Origin of the sequence: Solwaraspora sp. WMMD406 (genome assembly GCF_029626025.1) — a bacterium.
GTDB lineage: Bacteria > Actinomycetota > Actinomycetes > Mycobacteriales > Micromonosporaceae > Micromonospora_E.
The window spans coordinates 4,584,499-4,600,688 of the sequence record NZ_JARUBF010000001.1 but is presented as its reverse complement, the minus strand read 5'-3'; the positions used below and the strand labels follow the sequence as shown (position 1 = coordinate 4,600,688).

Annotated in this window: 13 protein-coding genes and 1 pseudogene; 13 read left to right on the top strand and 1 reads right to left on the bottom strand. The window is 71.4% G+C overall.

Annotated elements, in window-relative coordinates:
* The first annotated feature begins 2 nt into the window (after positions 1-2).
* The 5 genes and pseudogenes from O7632_RS20095 (at position 3) to O7632_RS20075 (ending at position 7,442) form a co-directional block, all read left to right on the top strand.
* On the top strand, positions 3-1,649 hold the full coding sequence (locus O7632_RS20095) for a lipid II flippase MurJ (protein ID WP_278116499.1): 1,647 nt from the start codon (positions 3-5) through the stop codon (positions 1,647-1,649).
* Positions 1,646-2,824 (top strand): glycosyltransferase family 4 protein, encoded by a 1,179-nt coding sequence (locus O7632_RS20090; protein WP_278116497.1) that lies wholly within the window; start codon positions 1,646-1,648, stop codon positions 2,822-2,824. Before O7632_RS20095 ends, O7632_RS20090 begins: the two co-directional genes overlap by 4 nt.
* Positions 2,824-4,920, top strand: a pseudogene (locus O7632_RS20085) (hypothetical protein); the annotation flags it as partial. The gene O7632_RS20090 and the pseudogene O7632_RS20085, both read left to right, overlap by 1 nt.
* A 219-nt stretch (positions 4,921-5,139) precedes the next feature.
* On the top strand, positions 5,140-6,837 hold the full coding sequence (locus O7632_RS20080; protein ID WP_278116495.1) for a CTP synthase: 1,698 nt from the start codon (positions 5,140-5,142) through the stop codon (positions 6,835-6,837).
* 59 nt (positions 6,838-6,896) lie between these two features.
* Positions 6,897-7,442, top strand: coding sequence for an NUDIX hydrolase (locus O7632_RS20075; protein WP_278120218.1), 546 nt, complete (start codon positions 6,897-6,899; stop codon positions 7,440-7,442).
* A gap of 122 nt (positions 7,443-7,564) precedes the next feature.
* On the opposite strand, the gene O7632_RS20070 is transcribed toward O7632_RS20075, so the two are convergent.
* Complete coding sequence (locus tag O7632_RS20070) at positions 7,565-7,816, bottom strand: TM2 domain-containing protein (protein WP_278116493.1); 252 nt, start codon at positions 7,814-7,816, stop codon at positions 7,565-7,567.
* 283 nt (positions 7,817-8,099) lie between these two features.
* Between O7632_RS20070 and ald the strand changes: the two genes are divergently transcribed.
* The 8 genes from ald to der all read left to right on the top strand — a co-directional run bounded on the left by ald (position 8,100) and on the right by der (position 16,099).
* Positions 8,100-9,215, top strand: coding sequence for an alanine dehydrogenase (ald, locus tag O7632_RS20065; protein WP_278116491.1), 1,116 nt, complete (start codon positions 8,100-8,102; stop codon positions 9,213-9,215).
* Positions 9,216-9,307: 92 nt separating this feature from the next.
* Positions 9,308-10,231 carry a site-specific tyrosine recombinase XerD gene (locus tag O7632_RS20060; RefSeq protein WP_278116490.1) on the top strand — a complete coding sequence of 308 codons (924 nt, stop codon included), beginning with the start codon at positions 9,308-9,310 and terminating at the stop codon, positions 10,229-10,231.
* A 212-nt stretch (positions 10,232-10,443) separates the two neighbouring features.
* Positions 10,444-11,373, top strand: a complete 930-nt coding sequence (locus tag O7632_RS20055; RefSeq protein WP_278116487.1) for a ParA family protein — start codon at positions 10,444-10,446, stop codon at positions 11,371-11,373.
* Positions 11,374-11,467: 94 nt separating this feature from the next.
* The gene (locus tag O7632_RS20050) at positions 11,468-12,337 is read left to right on the top strand and encodes a segregation/condensation protein A (RefSeq protein WP_278120216.1); all 870 of its coding nucleotides are present in this window, start codon (positions 11,468-11,470) and stop codon (positions 12,335-12,337) included.
* The gene (gene scpB, locus O7632_RS20045) at positions 12,334-13,194 is read left to right on the top strand and encodes an SMC-Scp complex subunit ScpB (protein WP_278116485.1); all 861 of its coding nucleotides are present in this window, start codon (positions 12,334-12,336) and stop codon (positions 13,192-13,194) included. The genes O7632_RS20050 and scpB overlap by 4 nt, the downstream gene beginning before the upstream one ends.
* Positions 13,181-13,921 (top strand): pseudouridine synthase, encoded by a 741-nt coding sequence (locus tag O7632_RS20040; RefSeq protein WP_278116483.1) that lies wholly within the window; start codon positions 13,181-13,183, stop codon positions 13,919-13,921. The genes scpB and O7632_RS20040 overlap by 14 nt, the downstream gene beginning before the upstream one ends.
* Positions 13,922-14,021: 100 nt before the next feature.
* A complete protein-coding gene (gene cmk / locus O7632_RS20035; RefSeq protein WP_278116480.1) occupies positions 14,022-14,702 on the top strand; it encodes a (d)CMP kinase in 681 nt (226 codons plus the stop codon).
* The gene (gene der / locus O7632_RS20030) at positions 14,699-16,099 is read left to right on the top strand and encodes a ribosome biogenesis GTPase Der (protein WP_278116478.1); all 1,401 of its coding nucleotides are present in this window, start codon (positions 14,699-14,701) and stop codon (positions 16,097-16,099) included. Before cmk ends, der begins: the two co-directional genes overlap by 4 nt.
* Positions 16,100-16,190: the final 91 nt, after the last annotated feature.

The window sequence follows — 16,190 nt, the reverse complement described above, 5'->3', positions numbered from 1 at the left end:
CGATGAGCACCCCCGCGGTAGCCACCCGGGTCGCCGGCGCCGCGGCGTTGATCGCGGTGCTGACCGTGGCGAGCCGACTCGCCGGATTCGGACGTACCGCCGTTTTCGCCTGGTCGGTCGGTCCCACCCGGCTCGGTGACATCTACACCGCCGCCAACACGGTGCCGAACATCATCTTCGAGATCGTCGCCGGTGGAGCGCTGGCCAGCATGGTCGTACCGTTGCTCGCCGGCGCCGTCGCGGCCGGCGATCGCTCGACCGTCGCGGCTACCACCTCGGCGCTGCTCACCTGGACGATGAGCCTGCTGGTTCCGCTCGCCGTGGTGGTCGCCGTCGCCGCCGGTCCGATCATCGGGTTCCTCGCCGGTGAGATCAGCGCCGACCAGTCCGAGGCCGGGGTGCGGATGCTGCGGGTGTTCGCCCCGCAACTGCCGCTGTACGGCATCGCCGTGGTACTCACCGGCGTGCTGCAGGCGCATCACCGGTTCGCCTGGCCGGTGATCGCGCCGCTGCTGTCCAGCGTCACGGTGATCGGGACGTATCTGGCGTTCGCGATCGGCGAGGGCCGGCTGGCCGACCTGCCCGGGGTCGGCGAGCCCGGCCAGTTGCTGCTCGCCGTCGGCACCACCGCCGGGGTCGCCGTGCTCTCGCTGAGCCTGCTGGTGCCACTGCGTCGGCTCCGGCTGCGGCTGCGGCCGGCGTACCGGTTCACCGGCGACGCCCGCCGGGCGATCGGCGGGTTGGCGGTCGCTGGCGCGGTCACCGTCGGTGCGCAACAACTCGCGCTCCTGGTCGCGGTGCGGCTCAGTCTCGCCACGGACGCACCCGCCGGCACGGTCGTGCTGTTCACCCTCGCCCAGACGGTGTTCCTGCTGCCGTGGTCGGTGCTGGCGGTCCCGTTGGCCACCGCCGCCTACCCGACGCTGGCGGCCAGCCACAGCGGTGGTGACCTGGCGGTGTACCGGGCCACCCTCGCACCGGCCGTGCGGGCCATCGTCCTACTCGCCTGCCTCGGCGCAGCGGCTCTCGTCGCCGTGGCGGGTCCGGTCGCCGCGTTCCTGATTCCCGCCGACCAGGTCGGCCCGATGGCCGCCGGGATCGTCGGATTCGCGCCCGGCCTGGTCGGCTACAGCCTGTTCGCGGTCTGCTCCCGGGCGCTCTACGCCGCCGGCCGACCGGTCGCCGCCGCCGGGGCCATCGCGGCCGGATGGCTCGGGGTGATCCTGGCGGCGATGCTGCTGGCCACGGCGCTGCCCGGTGCCGACCGGCTGCTCGCGCTGGCGTCGGCGTACGCGATCGGCCTGTCCCTGATGGGTGTGCTGCTGATCGGCGTGGTACGTCGGGCCGTGGGCCCGGCCACCCTGGCCGGCCTGGGGCGGGCGATGACCGTCGGCGTCGGCGCGGGCGTCGTCGCCGGCACCGCCGGTACGGTGATCGCCCACCTCGTCGGCGTGGGCTCTGGCACCCCGACCGTGCCCGGTGCGCTGGTGCAGGGCATGCTGTCTGGGGCGGTGGCGGTGGCGGCCTTCCTCGCCGTTGCCCTGCCATTCGATCGCCGGGATCTGCGACCGATGGTCGTCGTGGTGATCCGCCGGGCGCGCAAGCTCGCCGCCGCCCGGCCGGACAGGAAGGGAACGGTGTCGCGGTGAGCGATCCTACACAGGGCGACTGGACCGGCTCGGTCCTGGTGCTGCTGGCCAGCAGCACCGGCGGGATCGGGCAGCACGTCGCCTCGCTCGCCCGAGGTCTGCACGCCGGCGGCGCTCGGGTCACGGTCGGTGGGCCACTCGCCACCGAGCAACAGTTCCGGTTCACCGACGGCGGGGCGACCTTCGTCCCGGTGGAGATCCCCGCCAACCCGACGCCGGCCGACGCCGCCGCGATCCGCGCGGTCCGGCGACTGTGCGCGGGCGACATCGACGTCGTGCACGCGCACGGCCTGCGGGCCGGACTGGTCGCGGCACTCGCCCGGCCGGCGGCACCGATCGTGGTCACCTGGCACAACAGCGTCCTCGCCACCGGGTTACGGGGCCGGCTGTCCCGCTGGATCGAACGACGGGTCGCCCGGTCCGCGCAGGTCAGCCTGGGCGCCTCCGTCGACCTGGTCGCCCGGGCCAGGGAGCTCGGCTCGCCGGACGCCCGGCTCGGCCCGGTGGCCGCCCCCGATCTGCCGCCGCCCCGACGAAGCCGAGCGGCGGTACGGGCCGAGTTCGGCGTCGGAGCCCACCAGCCGTTGATCCTGTCGGTCGGTCGCCTGCACCCGCAGAAACGCTACGACCTGCTGGTGGACGTGTCCGCTCGGTGGCGTGAACTCACACCACCGGCGCAGGTGGTGATCGCCGGCACCGGGCCCAGCTATCTGTCACTGGCGGCCCGGATCTCCTCGGTACGCGCACCCGTCACCCTGCTCGGCCACCGCGACGACGTCGCCGACCTGCTGCTCGGCGCGGACGTCGCCGTGGTGTCCAGCGACTGGGAGGCCCGTCAACTGTTCGCTCAGGAGGCGCTGCGGGCCGGCGTACCGTTGGTGGCGACCGCTGTCGGGGGATTGCCGGACCTTGTCGGCGACGCGGCGGTGCTGGTCCCACGGGGCGATCCCGACGCGCTCGACCAGGCCGTACGGGAGCTACTCACCGATCACCAGCGGCGAGCCGAGCTCGCCGAACGGGGTCCGGCGCGGGCCCGCCACTGGCCGACCGAGGCCGACACCGTCGACCAGGTCCGGGCCGTCTACCGTGACCTGGTCGACCATGCCGGCCGTCGCGCCGATGCCGGCCGTCGGCTGGTCGGACCGGACGACGGGCACGTGGACGGGCGTGGCTGATGCGCCACCGGATCGTGCCCCTGCTGTTGATGTCGGTGCTGCTGGCCGTCGGCGTGGCCGCGGTGGCGGACCGGGGCGCGGTCGGCGCGTCCGGGCGCAGTGCCGACTACGTCGTCATCGTCGGTGTGCCGGGACTGCGGTGGGACGACGTCGACCCGCAGACCACCCCGGCGCTGTGGGCGCTGGCCGAGCAGGGTTCCATCGGGTCGCTGTCGGTCCGGTCAGCACGGCGTCCCACCTGCCCGGTCGACGGCTGGGTCACCCTCGGCGCCGGCAACTACGCCGCGTACGACCAGGTGGCCGTCTTGGGCGAGTGCCCGCCGACGGACATCGCGGTCGACCAGCCGGACGGCATCGGCGGCTATCTTCCGTCGCAGGCGGCGACCGTGCGACACAACCAGGAACGACTGTCGTGGGGCGCCGTTCCCGGCGCGTTGGCCGAATCGGTGCGCTGTACCGTCGCCGTCGGCCCCGGCGCGGCGCTGGCGGCCGCGCGTCCGTTCGGCCGCGTCGACCGCTACGAGCCGCGACTCCCGCCGGATCCGGGTGACCTGCTCGCCTCCTGTGTGCTGAGCGTGGTCGACGCCGGTGTGGTCGCCGGCGACGACCCGGCGCGCCGGGCCGAGGCGGCCCGGCAGGCCGACGCGCAGCTCGCCAGGGTCTTGGCGGCCCGCCCGCAGCGGTCCCTGGTGTTGGTCGTCGGACTGGCCGACACCGGCCAGACGTCCCGGTTGCACGTCGCCGTCGCTGACGGCCCCGGTTGGGAGAACGGCTGGATCACCTCACCGACCACCGGCCGCGACGGCTATCTGCAACTGGTCGACCTGGCTCCCACCGCGCTGCACGTACTGGACCGCGACCAGCCCGAGCGGTTGTTCATCGGGCAACCGGCGAGTCCGGTCCCGGGCCGCCCGGCCGACCTGGCCGACGCGATGGCCGCGCCGGCGGACGCGGATCAGGAAGCTCGCGCGCAGCGCCGTGCCGCCGCCTGGTTCTTCGCCTTGCTCGCCGGATTCCAGACCCTGCTCGCCATCGCCGTCGTCCCGCTGCTGCACCGGGCCCGCCGGGAGGCGGGACGGCCACGGTCGGACCCACTGACCCGCCGCGCCAACGGCGTGGTCGAGGTTTTGCTGATCGCGGCGGCACTGGCCATCCCGGCGGCGCTGGTCGCCGACGCGGTCCCCTGGTGGCGTACCGGGCAGCCGGCGGTCGTGTTGGCCGGGGTCACCGTACTGCTGCTGGTGGTGGCGACGGCGGCGGTCCGGCTGAGCAGTCCGTACCGGCGCACGCTCGGTCCGATGGCACTGGTCGCCGCGATCGCGGCGGTGGTGGTCGCGGTCGACGTGCTCACCGGCGCGCGGCTGCAGCTCAACGGGGTCACCGGTTACTCCGCGTCGGAGGGCGGCCGGTACGCCGGTCTCGGCACGGTCGGTCTCGGTGTGCTGATCGCCGGAACACTGCTCGCCGCCGGTTGTCTGGCCCAGCGGGTACGGCGTACCTGGCGTCCGGCGGTCGTCGTGACGATCGGCGGTACGGCGGTGATCGTGATCGGCAGCCCGTACCTCGGCGCCGATCCGGTGGGGGCGATCGCCCTCACCGCCGGCGTGTGCGCCGCCGCCGCGATCAGCACCGGTGGCTGGCTGAGCTTCCACCGGTTGGCGTGGGCGGCGATCGCCGGGCTCGTGGTCACCGCCGGTTTCGCGGTGATCGACCTGCAGCGGCCCGAGACGGAGCGGGGCAGCCTGGGGCGTTTCCTGACCGCCCTGGGTGACGGTACGGCCGGGCTGACGCTGCACCGGTCATCGGCGGCGAACGTGTCGGCCCTGCTCGGCAGCCCGCTCACCGTACTGGCGGTGGTCAGCGCGGTGCTGGTCTGGTTCGGCCTGATGCAGCCGTGGGGTGGGTTGAAGCGGCTGTTCGGGATCTACCCGGCGGTCCGGGCCGCGATGGCGGGCACGGTGGTCGCCGCGGTGATCGGCGGAGGACTGTCCGGTACCGCCTTGGACGTGGCGGGGGCGGCGGCCGCGGTCGCGGTGCCGATGGCGACGTTGGTCGCGTTGCGGGTGTTGGGACACTCGGCGGACCGCACCAGACCGGTGACCGGACCGGTGACCGGACCGGGTCCCGTCGATCCGGGGCGAGCGCCGCACCCGGCGCACGCGGTCCGGCCTGCTCACCCCGCACGACCGCCGACCCAGGGCGACGAACCGGCCGTTTCGGCAGGTGTTACCGTGGAGTCCCGTGGATCGCGCCAGCAGCTTCACCAGTGACGCGCCGGTCTGCACGACCAGTCAGACGACCCACGGGAGCACGCCTTGGCCCTTTCGACACAGACGGTACGGCACATCTTCGTCACCGGAGGCGTCGCTTCCTCACTCGGTAAAGGGCTGACCGCCTCAAGTCTGGGCAATCTGCTCACCGCCCGTGGTCTGCGCGTGGTCATGCAGAAACTCGACCCGTACCTCAACGTCGACCCCGGCACCATGAACCCCTTCCAGCACGGCGAGGTGTTCGTGACCGACGACGGCGCCGAAACCGATCTCGACGTGGGGCACTACGAGCGGTTCCTCGACCGGGACCTGTCGTGCAAGGCCAACGTCACCACCGGGCAGATCTACTCGGCCGTGATCGCCAAGGAACGCCGGGGCGAGTATCTCGGTGACACCGTGCAGGTCATTCCGCACATCACCAACGAGATCAAGGCCCGGATCCGGGCGATGGGCGATCCGGACGAGCACGGACTGGTGCCGGACGTGGTGATCACCGAGGTCGGCGGCACGGTCGGCGACATCGAGTCGTTGCCCTTCCTGGAGGCGATCCGTCAGGTCCGCCACGACGTCGGCCGCGACCGCTGCTTCTATCTGCACGTGTCGCTGGTGCCGTACCTGGTGCCGTCGGGTGAGTTGAAGACCAAGCCCACGCAGCACTCGGTCGCGGCGCTGCGCAGCATCGGCATCCAGCCGGACGCGATCGTCTGCCGGTCGGACCGGGAGATTCCCGACAAGCTCAAGCACAAGCTGTCGCTCTACTGCGACGTGGACCGGGAAGCGGTGATCGCCGCCCCGGACGCCCCGAGCATCTACGACATCCCGAAGGTGCTGCACCGGGAGGGGCTCGACGCGTACGTGGTCCGCCGGCTCGGGCTGTCGTTCCGGGACGTGGACTGGAGCAGTTGGGACGACCTGCTGGAGCGGGTGCACCATCCCCGACACACGGTGACCGTGGCGCTGGTCGGCAAGTACGTCGACCTGCCCGACGCCTACCTGTCGGTGAGCGAGGCGATCCGCGCGGCCGGGTTCGGACACCGGGCCCGGGTGCAGATCCGCTGGGTGCCCAGCGACGAGTGCGTGAGCACGAACGGCGCGGCCACCGCGCTGGCCGGGGTCGACGGCATCGTCATTCCCGGCGGATTCGGGGTGCGCGGCATCGAGGGCAAGATCGGTGCCTCCCGGTACGGCCGGGAGAACGGCGTCCCGGTGCTCGGCCTCTGCCTCGGTCTGCAGTGCATGGCGATCGAGGTGGCCCGCAACGCGGCCGACGTGGTCGGCGCGAACTCGGCGGAGTTCGACGAGGAGGTCGAGCATCCGATCATCGCGACGATGGCCGATCAGGAGCAGATCGTGGCCGGCAAGGGCGATCTGGGCGGCACCATGCGACTCGGCGCCTACCCGGCCAGGCTGGTCGAGGGATCGATCGTGGCGCAGGCGTACGGGGCCACCGAGGTCAGCGAACGGCACCGGCACCGGTACGAGGTGAACAACGCCTACCGGGACGTTCTGGAAAAAGCCGGCCTGCGGATCTCCGGCACCTCGCCGGACGGTCGGCTGGTCGAGTTCGTCGAGCTCGACCGTGCCGAGCACCCGTTCTTCGTCGCCACCCAGGCCCATCCGGAGCTGAAGAGCCGGCCGACCCGGCCACACCCGCTGTTCCACGCCTTCGTCGGCGCGGTGATCGACTACTCCATGGCCGACCAGTTGCCGGTGGACATGGGCGCGTCCGGCGGTACGGCGTGACGTCCGGACCCGAGGACTCCTATCAGGTCCGATCGCGGACGGATCGCTTCACCGGGACGATGTTCTCGGTGGTCAGCGACGAAGTGACGATGCCCGGCGGTGGCGTCGCGGTCCGTGACTACCTGCGTCACGTCGGCGCGGTCGGGGTGGTGGCGATCGACGACGCGGACCGGGTGGTGCTGGTCCGCCAGTACCGCCACCCGGTGGGCCGTCGGCTGTGGGAACTGCCGGCCGGGCTGATCGACGTGGTCGGCGAGGACCTGCCGGCCGCCGCCCGACGCGAGTTGGCCGAGGAGGCCGACCTGACGGCCGGTCGGATGGATCTGCTGATCGACCTGCACACCTCGCCGGGTTGCTCCAACGAGATGATCAGGATCTTCGTCGCGCGTGATCTCGCACCGGTGCCGGTCGACCAACGGCACGCGCGCCACGACGAGGAAGCCGACATGCAGGTACGGCTGGTGGAGTTGGACGACGCGGTAGGGATGGTGTTCGCGGGGGAGATCACCAACGCGGCGGCGGTGGCCGGGTTGCTGGCCGCCGCACGGGCCCGGGCCGGCGGGTGGGCGGCGCTGCGACCGGCGACCGCCCCGGTGATCCGCTGATCGCCGGTTGGCGACGGATGCTGGCCCGGGGCTGGCGTGGGTGAGGCTCAGGTGGCCGGGGGAGTCGACGACAACCCCGGCCATCCGGCACTCGGTGCATCCTGGTGGTGCCGGGCCGAAGGTCAGTCCCGCAGCGGCCGGCCCTGCCCGTCCACTCCACCATTGATGAGGATGAGGATCCCGTCGACGAAGCCCCAGATTCCCCCTAGCCCACAGGTGACCAGGCTTACCACCAACTGGAGTACGCCGGTCTTCGTGTCGCCCATGTAGAACCGGCCGACGCCGAATCCGCCCAGCAGAATGCCGAGGATGCCGGCGACGACCTTGCTTTTGTCCGAGACGCCCGAGGCGCCTGGATATTGAGGAGTGGTCATAAGGGGGCAATGTAGCGATCGATGGTGGCTCCGATCGGCGGGTGGTCCATATAGTGGGACGGTGGGTGGGCGGCACTGACCGTACGGCTATCGAAGCCTCCTACGTCCGACCCAATGAAGGGCCGAACCGGCTGGATGATCCCGGGCCGGGTCGGATGACAGATCGTCAACCCCGTCGCCGTACCGCTGGCACCATGCGGCCGGCCCCGCCGTCGCTGCGGATCTACACTGCGCCGGACAGGGACGTTCGGGCAGTGCCGCCGGGCAGAGAGGTGACATCGACGTGAAGGTTGGCATCCCCCGCGAGGTCAAGAACCACGAGTACCGGGTGGCGATCACCCCGGCCGGCGTACACGAGTTCGTCCGAGCCGGCCACCAGGTGCTGGTGGAGACCGGTGCCGGCGTCGGTTCGTCCATCGCCGACGACGAGTTCGCCGCCGCCGGCGCCACCGTGCTGGCCACCGCCGACGACGTGTGGCACGACAGCGACCTGGTACTCAAGGTCAAGGAGCCGATCGCCGAGGAGTACCACCGGATGCGCCCCGGCCAGGTGCTGTTCACCTACCTGCATCTCGCCGCCTCCCGGGAGTGCACCGACGCGCTGCTGCGGCAACGGGTCACCGGCATCGCGTACGAGACGGTGGAGACCGCCGACCGGGCGCTGCCGCTGCTCGCCCCGATGTCCGAGGTCGCCGGCCGACTGGCTCCCCAGGTCGGGGCGTACCATCTGATGCGCTCCGGCGGCGGCCGGGGAGTCCTGATGGGCGGCGTCTCCGGGGTGTACGCGGCCAAGGTCGTGGTGATCGGCGCCGGTGTCTCCGGGATGAACGCCGCCGCGATCGCCCTCGGCATGCAGGCCGAGGTCCTGCTGCTCGACCGCAACATCAACAAGTTGCGTCAGGCCGACGCCATCTATCAGGGGCATCTGCAGACCGTGGCCTCCAACACCTATGAGGTCGAGCGGGCGGTGCTGGACGCCGACATGGTGATCGGCGCGGTCCTTGTACCCGGCGCGAAGGCCCCCAGGCTGGTCACCAACGACCTGGTGTCCCGGATGAAGCCGGGCAGCGTGCTGGTCGACATCTCGATCGATCAGGGCGGCTGCTTCGAAGACTCCCGACCGACCACCCACGCCGACCCGGTCTACCGGGTGCACGACTCGGTCTTCTACTGCGTCGCCAACATGCCCGGCGCTGTTCCGCACACCAGCACGTACGCGCTGACGAACGTGACGCTGCCGTACGCGCTCGAACTGGCCAACCGGGGCTGGCGCGACGCCGCGCGTCGGGACGCCGCGCTCGCCGCCGGCCTGAACACGCACGACGGCGAACTCACCTACGGTCCGGTCGCCGAGGCCCACGCGATGACCAGTCGGTCGTTGACGGAGGTCCTCGGCTGAGCGGCGAAACTCCACCGGCACCGGCACCGGCACCGGCACCGGCACCGGCACCGGCACCGGCACCGGCACCGGCACCGGCACTCAGCCAGGCGGTGCGGTCCTATCTGGACCATCTCACCGTCGAACGCGGGCTGTCGACGCACACGTTGCGGTCCTATCGGCGTGATCTGAACCGGTACCTCGACACGCTCGCCCAGGCCGGAGTGCGGGACCTCGCCGACGTCACGCCGGCCGACGTCACCGGGCACCTCGCCGCGTTGCGGGCGGGCGACGGCGGCCAACCGCGGCTGTCGGTCGCCTCCACGGCCCGCGCGGCCAGCGCCGTACGCGGACTGCACCGCTTCGCCGCCCGCGAAGGCTACGCCGGTGTCGACGCCGCGCGGGACATCCGTCCGGCGGCCCCACCCCGACGGTTGCCCCGTGCACTCGACGTCGACCAGGTCGAGCGCCTCCTGGCCGCCGCCGGCGAGGTCGACCGCCCGGGTGTGTCGCTCGAGGTGCGCGACCGGGCGCTGTTGGAGTTCCTCTACGGCACCGGTGCCCGGATCTCCGAGGCCGTCGGCGCGGCCGTCGACGACCTGGACCTCGACGCCGGCGTGGTGCTGTTGCGGGGGAAGGGCGGACGTCAGCGGATCGTGCCGGTCGGGCGGTACGCCGCCGAGGCGCTGCGGGCCTACCTGACCCGGGTCCGTCCGGCGCTCGCCGCCGCCGGCCGGGGCAGCCCGGCGATCTTCCTCAACGCGCGTGGTGGCCAGCTCTCCCGGCAGAGCGCCTGGACCGTGCTGCGTCGCTGTGCCGGGCGCGCCGGGCTGGCCGACACCGGCGTGCACGCGGTGTCCCCGCACACGTTGCGCCACTCGTACGCCACTCATCTGCTCGACGGCGGCGCGGACGTCCGGGTGGTGCAGGAACTGCTCGGCCACGCCTCGGTGACCACCACCCAGGTCTACACCCTGGTGACCGTCGACCGGCTGCGCGAGGTGTACGCCCTCGCACACCCACGGGCCCGCCGCTGACCGGCCGGGCACCCGTCTGGTCGGCGCACCGGGACGCAGGTCGTGCCGGGTCGACACGCCGGGCCGGTGTCCGCCGCACCTGCGGCCGGTGGCGTACAGTCGAGCAACGGCGCGGGCATCGTACGGCGGCAGACGAGCCCGCAGCGGCGACACCGCTGGAGACGCCGGTCGGTTCCGGCGCCGAGCAGTCGTCGGGAGGGGGCGCACAGGACATGGCGGGCAACAGTGACCGTGCCGAGGCGTGGACCTCGACGCTGCGGGAGCAGCAGGCCGGGCTCGACCTCAGCGCCGAACTCGGGCCGGCCGACCCCACGGCCTACACGATGCGCAAGCCGATTCCCGAGCCGATGCCGACCGACCGGCACGGGCCGGCGCGGATCATCGCGATGGCCAACCAGAAGGGTGGCGTCGGAAAGACCACCACCACCATCAACCTCGGTGCGGCGCTCGCCGAGTACGGTCGCAAGGTCCTGCTGGTGGACTTCGACCCGCAGGGCGCGCTGTCGGTCGGTCTCGGCGTCAATCCCCACAATCTCGACCTGTCGGTCTACAACCTGCTCATGCAGGACGACGTCACCGCCGAAGACGTCCTGATCAAGACCGACGTCGCCGGTCTGCACCTGCTGCCCGCCAACATCGACCTGTCGGCCGCCGAGATCCAGCTGGTCAACGAGGTCGCCCGGGAGATGGCCCTGGCCCGGGTGCTCAAGTCGATCCGCAAGGAGTACGACTACGTCCTGATCGACTGCCAGCCGTCGCTCGGTCTGCTCGCCATCAACGCGTTGACCGTCGCGCACGGCGTACTGATCCCGCTGGAGTGTGAGTTCTTCAGCCTGCGTGGCGTGGCGTTGCTGCTCGACACGATCGACAAGGTCCGGGAGCGGCTCAACTTCGACCTGGAGCTCGAAGGCATCCTCGCCACCATGTACGACAGCCGGACCACGCACTGCCGTCAGGTCCTGCAGCGGGTCGTCGAGGCCTTCGGTGACAAGGTCTATCAGACGGTGATCACCAAGACCGTCAAGTTCCCGGAGTCGACCGTCGCGGGCGCTCCGATCACCAGCCTCGACCCGGCCTCGTCCGGTGCCCGCAACTACCGGCAGTTGGCCCGCGAGGTGATCGCACAACAGGCGGAGCGTTGACCTGCCGGTGTGGCCCGCCACGCAGGTGCACTACGGTCGACTGGTGAGCGCCCCGACAGCCGATGCCGTAGCCCCCGAGCAGGCCACCGAGGCGGTGGCCGCACCGGTCGTGGAGGGTTCCGGCTTCACCGTCCGCCTCGCCAACTTCACCGGCCCGTTCGACCTGCTCCTGCAGCTGATCGGTAAACACAAGCTCGACGTCACCGAGGTGGCCCTGCATCAGGTGACCGACGAGTTCATCGCCTACATCCGGGCGATGGGTGACGATTGGGACCTCGACGAGGCCAGTGAGTTCCTGGTCATCGCCGCCACTCTGCTCGATCTCAAGGCCGCCCGGCTGCTGCCGGCCGCGCAGGTGGAGGACGAGGACGACCTCGCCCTGTTGGAGGCCCGGGACCTGCTGTTCGCCCGGTTGCTGCAGTACAAGGCGTTCAAGGAGGCCGCCGCGCACATCGCCGGCTTGGAGGCGGTCGGCGGGCGGCGTTACCCCCGGTCGGTCACCCTCGAACCGCGCTACGCGCAAGCCCTGCCCGAGCTGGTGCTCGGGATCGGACCGGAGCGACTGGCCAAGCTCGCGCTCAAGGCGATGACCCCGCGCCCGGTCCCGGTCGTCTCGGTCGATCACGTCCATCAGGTACGGGTCAGCGTCCGGGAACACGCCACCGTGTTGCGCGACCGGTTGCGCCGGATGGGTTCGGCGTCGTTTCAGGTACTCTGCCTGGACTGCGAGTCCACCTTGGAGATCGTGGCCCGCTTCCTGGCGCTGTTGGAGCTCTACCGGGAAGGCCTGGTCGGCTTCAGTCAGGATCAGGCCCTTGGTGAGCTGACCGTCAGCTGGACAGGTGGAACCGACGGGGGAGCGGAGCTCACCATCGACGAGTACGCGGGATCGCCGGAGCGGCCAGCCGCGTCGCCCGATGCGCTGCCGCCGGAACCGCCGCGGACGAAGGAGACGACGCAGTGAGCAGTGACGAGCAGCCTGATTCGCTCGCCGAACAGGCTGCCGCGTGGGTACCGCCATGGGCCCGGTCGACGCCGCCGCAGGCCGACGGACCGGCTGGCCGGGTCGAGTCCGTCGCCCCGGCCGAGTCCGTTGATCGGGTCGAGGCCGAGTCTGCTGCTCGGGCCGAGCCCGCAGAGCCTTGGGCCGATCCTGAACTCGCCGTGCCACCTGCCTCGTCCGAGGCTGAACTCACCGCGCCGGCGTGGACGACGGTGCCGGCCGAGCCCGACCCGTTGGCGCCGTCCGGTCCGCTCGGCGAGCCGGACCCGTCCGTACCGCTGGATCTTCGGGCGGCGCTGGAGGCGATTCTGCTCGTCGTCGACGAACCGGTCTCCGAGGTGGTACTCGCGCAGGTGCTGGAGGAGCCGACCGAGCGGATCGCCGCGGAACTGGGCCGGATCTCCGCCGGCTACACCGCTGCCGGGCACGGGTTCGACCTGCGTCGGGCGGCTGGCGGGTGGCGGCTCTACACCCGGCCGGAATACGCTGCCTACGTCGAACGGTTCGTCCTGGACGGGCAGTCGGTCCGGCTGACTCAGGCGGCGCTCGAGACGTTGGCGGTCGTGGCCTACAAACAGCCGGTGACCCGCTCGCGGGTATCGGTGATCCGGGGTGTCAACTGTGACGGAGTGATCCGTACGCTGGTGTCCCGGGGGCTGATCGAAGAGTGCGGGACCGAGCCCCAGTCCGGTGCCTACCTCTACCGTACGACCCCGCTGTTCCTGGAGAAACTGGGCTTGGACAGCGTCGACGAGCTGCCTTCGCTCGCTCCGTTCCTGCCCGACGACGTGGAAGAGATAGCCGATGCCCAGCGATGACAACAGCGGTGCGCAGCGCCTGCAGAAGGTGCTGGCCGCGGCCGGGATCGGCTCCAGACGAGCCTGTGAGGATCTGATCTTCCGACGGCGGGTCACAGTGGATGGTCGGGTGGCGCAGCTCGGCGACAAAGTCGATCCGCAGGTCAGCGTCATCCACGTCGACGGTGAGCGGATCGTCACCGACAGCAGGCTGGTGTACCTGGCGATGAACAAGCCTCGTGGGGTGGTCTCGACGATGGCCGACGAGAAGGGCCGCACCGCGCTGGCCGACTTCCTGGACCGGGTCGACGAGCGGGTCTACCACGTCGGTCGACTCGACGCCGACAGCGAGGGCCTGTTGCTGCTGACCAACGACGGCACCCTGGCCCACCGACTGATGCATCCCTCGTACGGTGTGCCGAAGACGTACCTGTGCGAGGTGGCCGGTCCGTTGCCCCGCGTGGTGGGACGCCGGTTGCTTGCCGGCGTCGAACTGGCCGACGGGGTAGCCAAGGTGGACAAGTACACGTTGCTGGACACTCTGGGGCGGACTGCGCAGGTCGAGGTCGTGCTGCACGAAGGGCGCAACCACATCGTCCGGCGACTGTTCGACGAGGTCGGGCATCCCGTCTCGCGGCTGATCCGCACCGCCATCGGGCCGATCCGCCTCGGCGACCTCAGGCCCGGCCGCACCCGCCGGCTCGGCAATCCCGAGGTCTCCGCCCTCTTCGCGGCGACGGATGGCTGACCAGGCATGATGGACCGGTTCGGTGGGCACCCCAGGGTGAGCGGTACGCGGTACCTGGTGGGACGACTGGGAACGACGATGCAGGCGAGGAGGAGTGACGGTGGTTGAGCAGGCGCGGACCGGGAACTTCGTGGTCGCGGTAGATGGTCCGTCCGGATCTGGCAAATCCACCGTTTCCCGGCGACTGGCGAGCGTCGCCGGCGCACGCTACCTGGACACCGGGGCGATGTACCGGGCGGTCACCTGGGCGGTGCTGCGGGCCGGCGTCGACCCGCACGACGCCGACGGCGTCGAAAAGGTCGCCGCTGACGTCACGCTGTCGATCGGTACCGACCCGGCGGCACCCCATGTGGTCGCCGACGGGGTCGCGGTGGACGACGAGATCCGAGGATCCGAGGTCACCTCGGCCGTCTCGGCGGTCGCCGCCGTACCCGCCGTACGGGAAATGCTCGTCGTCGAACAGCGGGCGCTGATCGCGGCGCACGCGCCGATCGTGGTCGAAGGACGTGACATCGGGTCGGTGGTGGCGCCCGACGCCGACCTCAAGGTCTACCTCACCGCATCCGCCGAGACCCGCGCGCACCGGCGCAGCGCGGAGACCGCCGCGGACGTCGCCGCGACCGCCGAAGCGCTCGCCCGCCGTGACCGGCTCGACTCGACCCGCACCGCCGACCCGTTGCAGCAGGCCCCGGACGCGGTCGCGCTGGACACCACCGAGATGGGCATCGACGAGGTCGTGGCCCGATTGCGTGATCTGCTCCATGACCGGACCGCCCGATGATCGCCGACGGTGTCGCCGACGAGCCGGTCGGGGTGGCCCGGACCGCCGAGCCCAGCGCCCCGGTACCGGTCGTCGCCGTCGTGGGCCGACCCAACGTCGGAAAGTCCACTCTGGTCAACCGGATCATCGGCCGCCGGCAGGCGGTGGTGGAAGACACCCCGGGCGTCACCCGGGACCGGGTCCCCTACGACGCCCAATGGTCAGGTCGACAGTTCACCGTCGTCGACACGGGCGGCTGGGAGCCGGACGCCCGGGACCGGGCGGCGGCCATCGCGGCCCAGGCCGAAGTGGCGGTGGCGACCGCCGACGTGGTCCTGTTCGTCGTCGACGCCATGGTCGGGGCGACCGACGTCGACGAGGCGGCCGTCAAGATGCTGCGCCGCAGCGCCAAACCGGTTTTGCTGATCGCCAACAAGGCCGACAACGCCGCCATCGAGGTCGAGGCCACCTCGCTGTGGTCGCTCGGGCTCGGTCAGCCGTACCCGGTCTCCGCCCTGCACGGACGGGGCTCGGGCGACCTGCTCGACGCCGTACTCGACGCGTTGCCGGACCCGCCCCCGATCAGCGAGGGCGGCCCGCGTGGACCCCGTCGGGTGGCTCTGGTCGGCCGGCCGAACGTCGGCAAGTCCAGCTTGCTCAATCGGCTCGCGCACGAGGACCGCGCGGTGGTTGACGCGGTCGCCGGCACCACCGTCGACCCGGTCGACAGCATCGTGGAGATCGGCGGCGAGCCGTGGCAGTTCGTCGACACGGCGGGACTACGCAAGCGATCCAACCGGGCGAGCGGCACCGAGTACTACGCGAGTCTGCGTACCGCCGGGGCGATCGAAGCCGCAGAGGTCGCGGTCGTCCTGCTCGACGCGAGCGAGACGCTGAGCGAACAGGATCAGCGGGTCCTGTCGATGGTCGTCGAGGCGGGCCGGGCCCTGGTGATCGCCTTCAACAAGTGGGACCTGGTCGACGCGGACCGGCGCTACTACCTGGAGAAGGAGATCGAACGGGACCTGCGGCGTATCCCGTGGGCGATCCGGGTCAACATCTCGGCCAAGACCGGTCGATCGGTGGAGCGGCTCGCGCCCGCGTTGCGCACCGCTCTGGCCAGCTGGGAGACCCGGGTGCCGACCGGTCAGCTCAACCAGTGGATCACCGCCCTGGCACAGGCCACCCCTCATCCGGTACGCGGGGGGCGGGCACCCAGAATTCTCTTCGCCACCCAGGCCGGCATCGCACCACCCCGGTTCGTCCTGTTCACCACCGGCCCGCTCGACGCCGGCTACCAGCGCTTCGTCGAGCGCAAGCTGCGGGAGGAGTTCGGGTACGAAGGCACCCCGATCGAGGTGTCGGTCCGGCCACGTAAGCAGGTCGGCCCGGGCGGGCGGGGCAAGGCGCACGGCTGACCCTCGGCTGACTCTGCCGGCGCGGGCCGATGCGGTGTCTCGATCGCCGGTGCGCTACGCTGTAGCGGCTGCCGGGGCGTAGGCCTGCTGG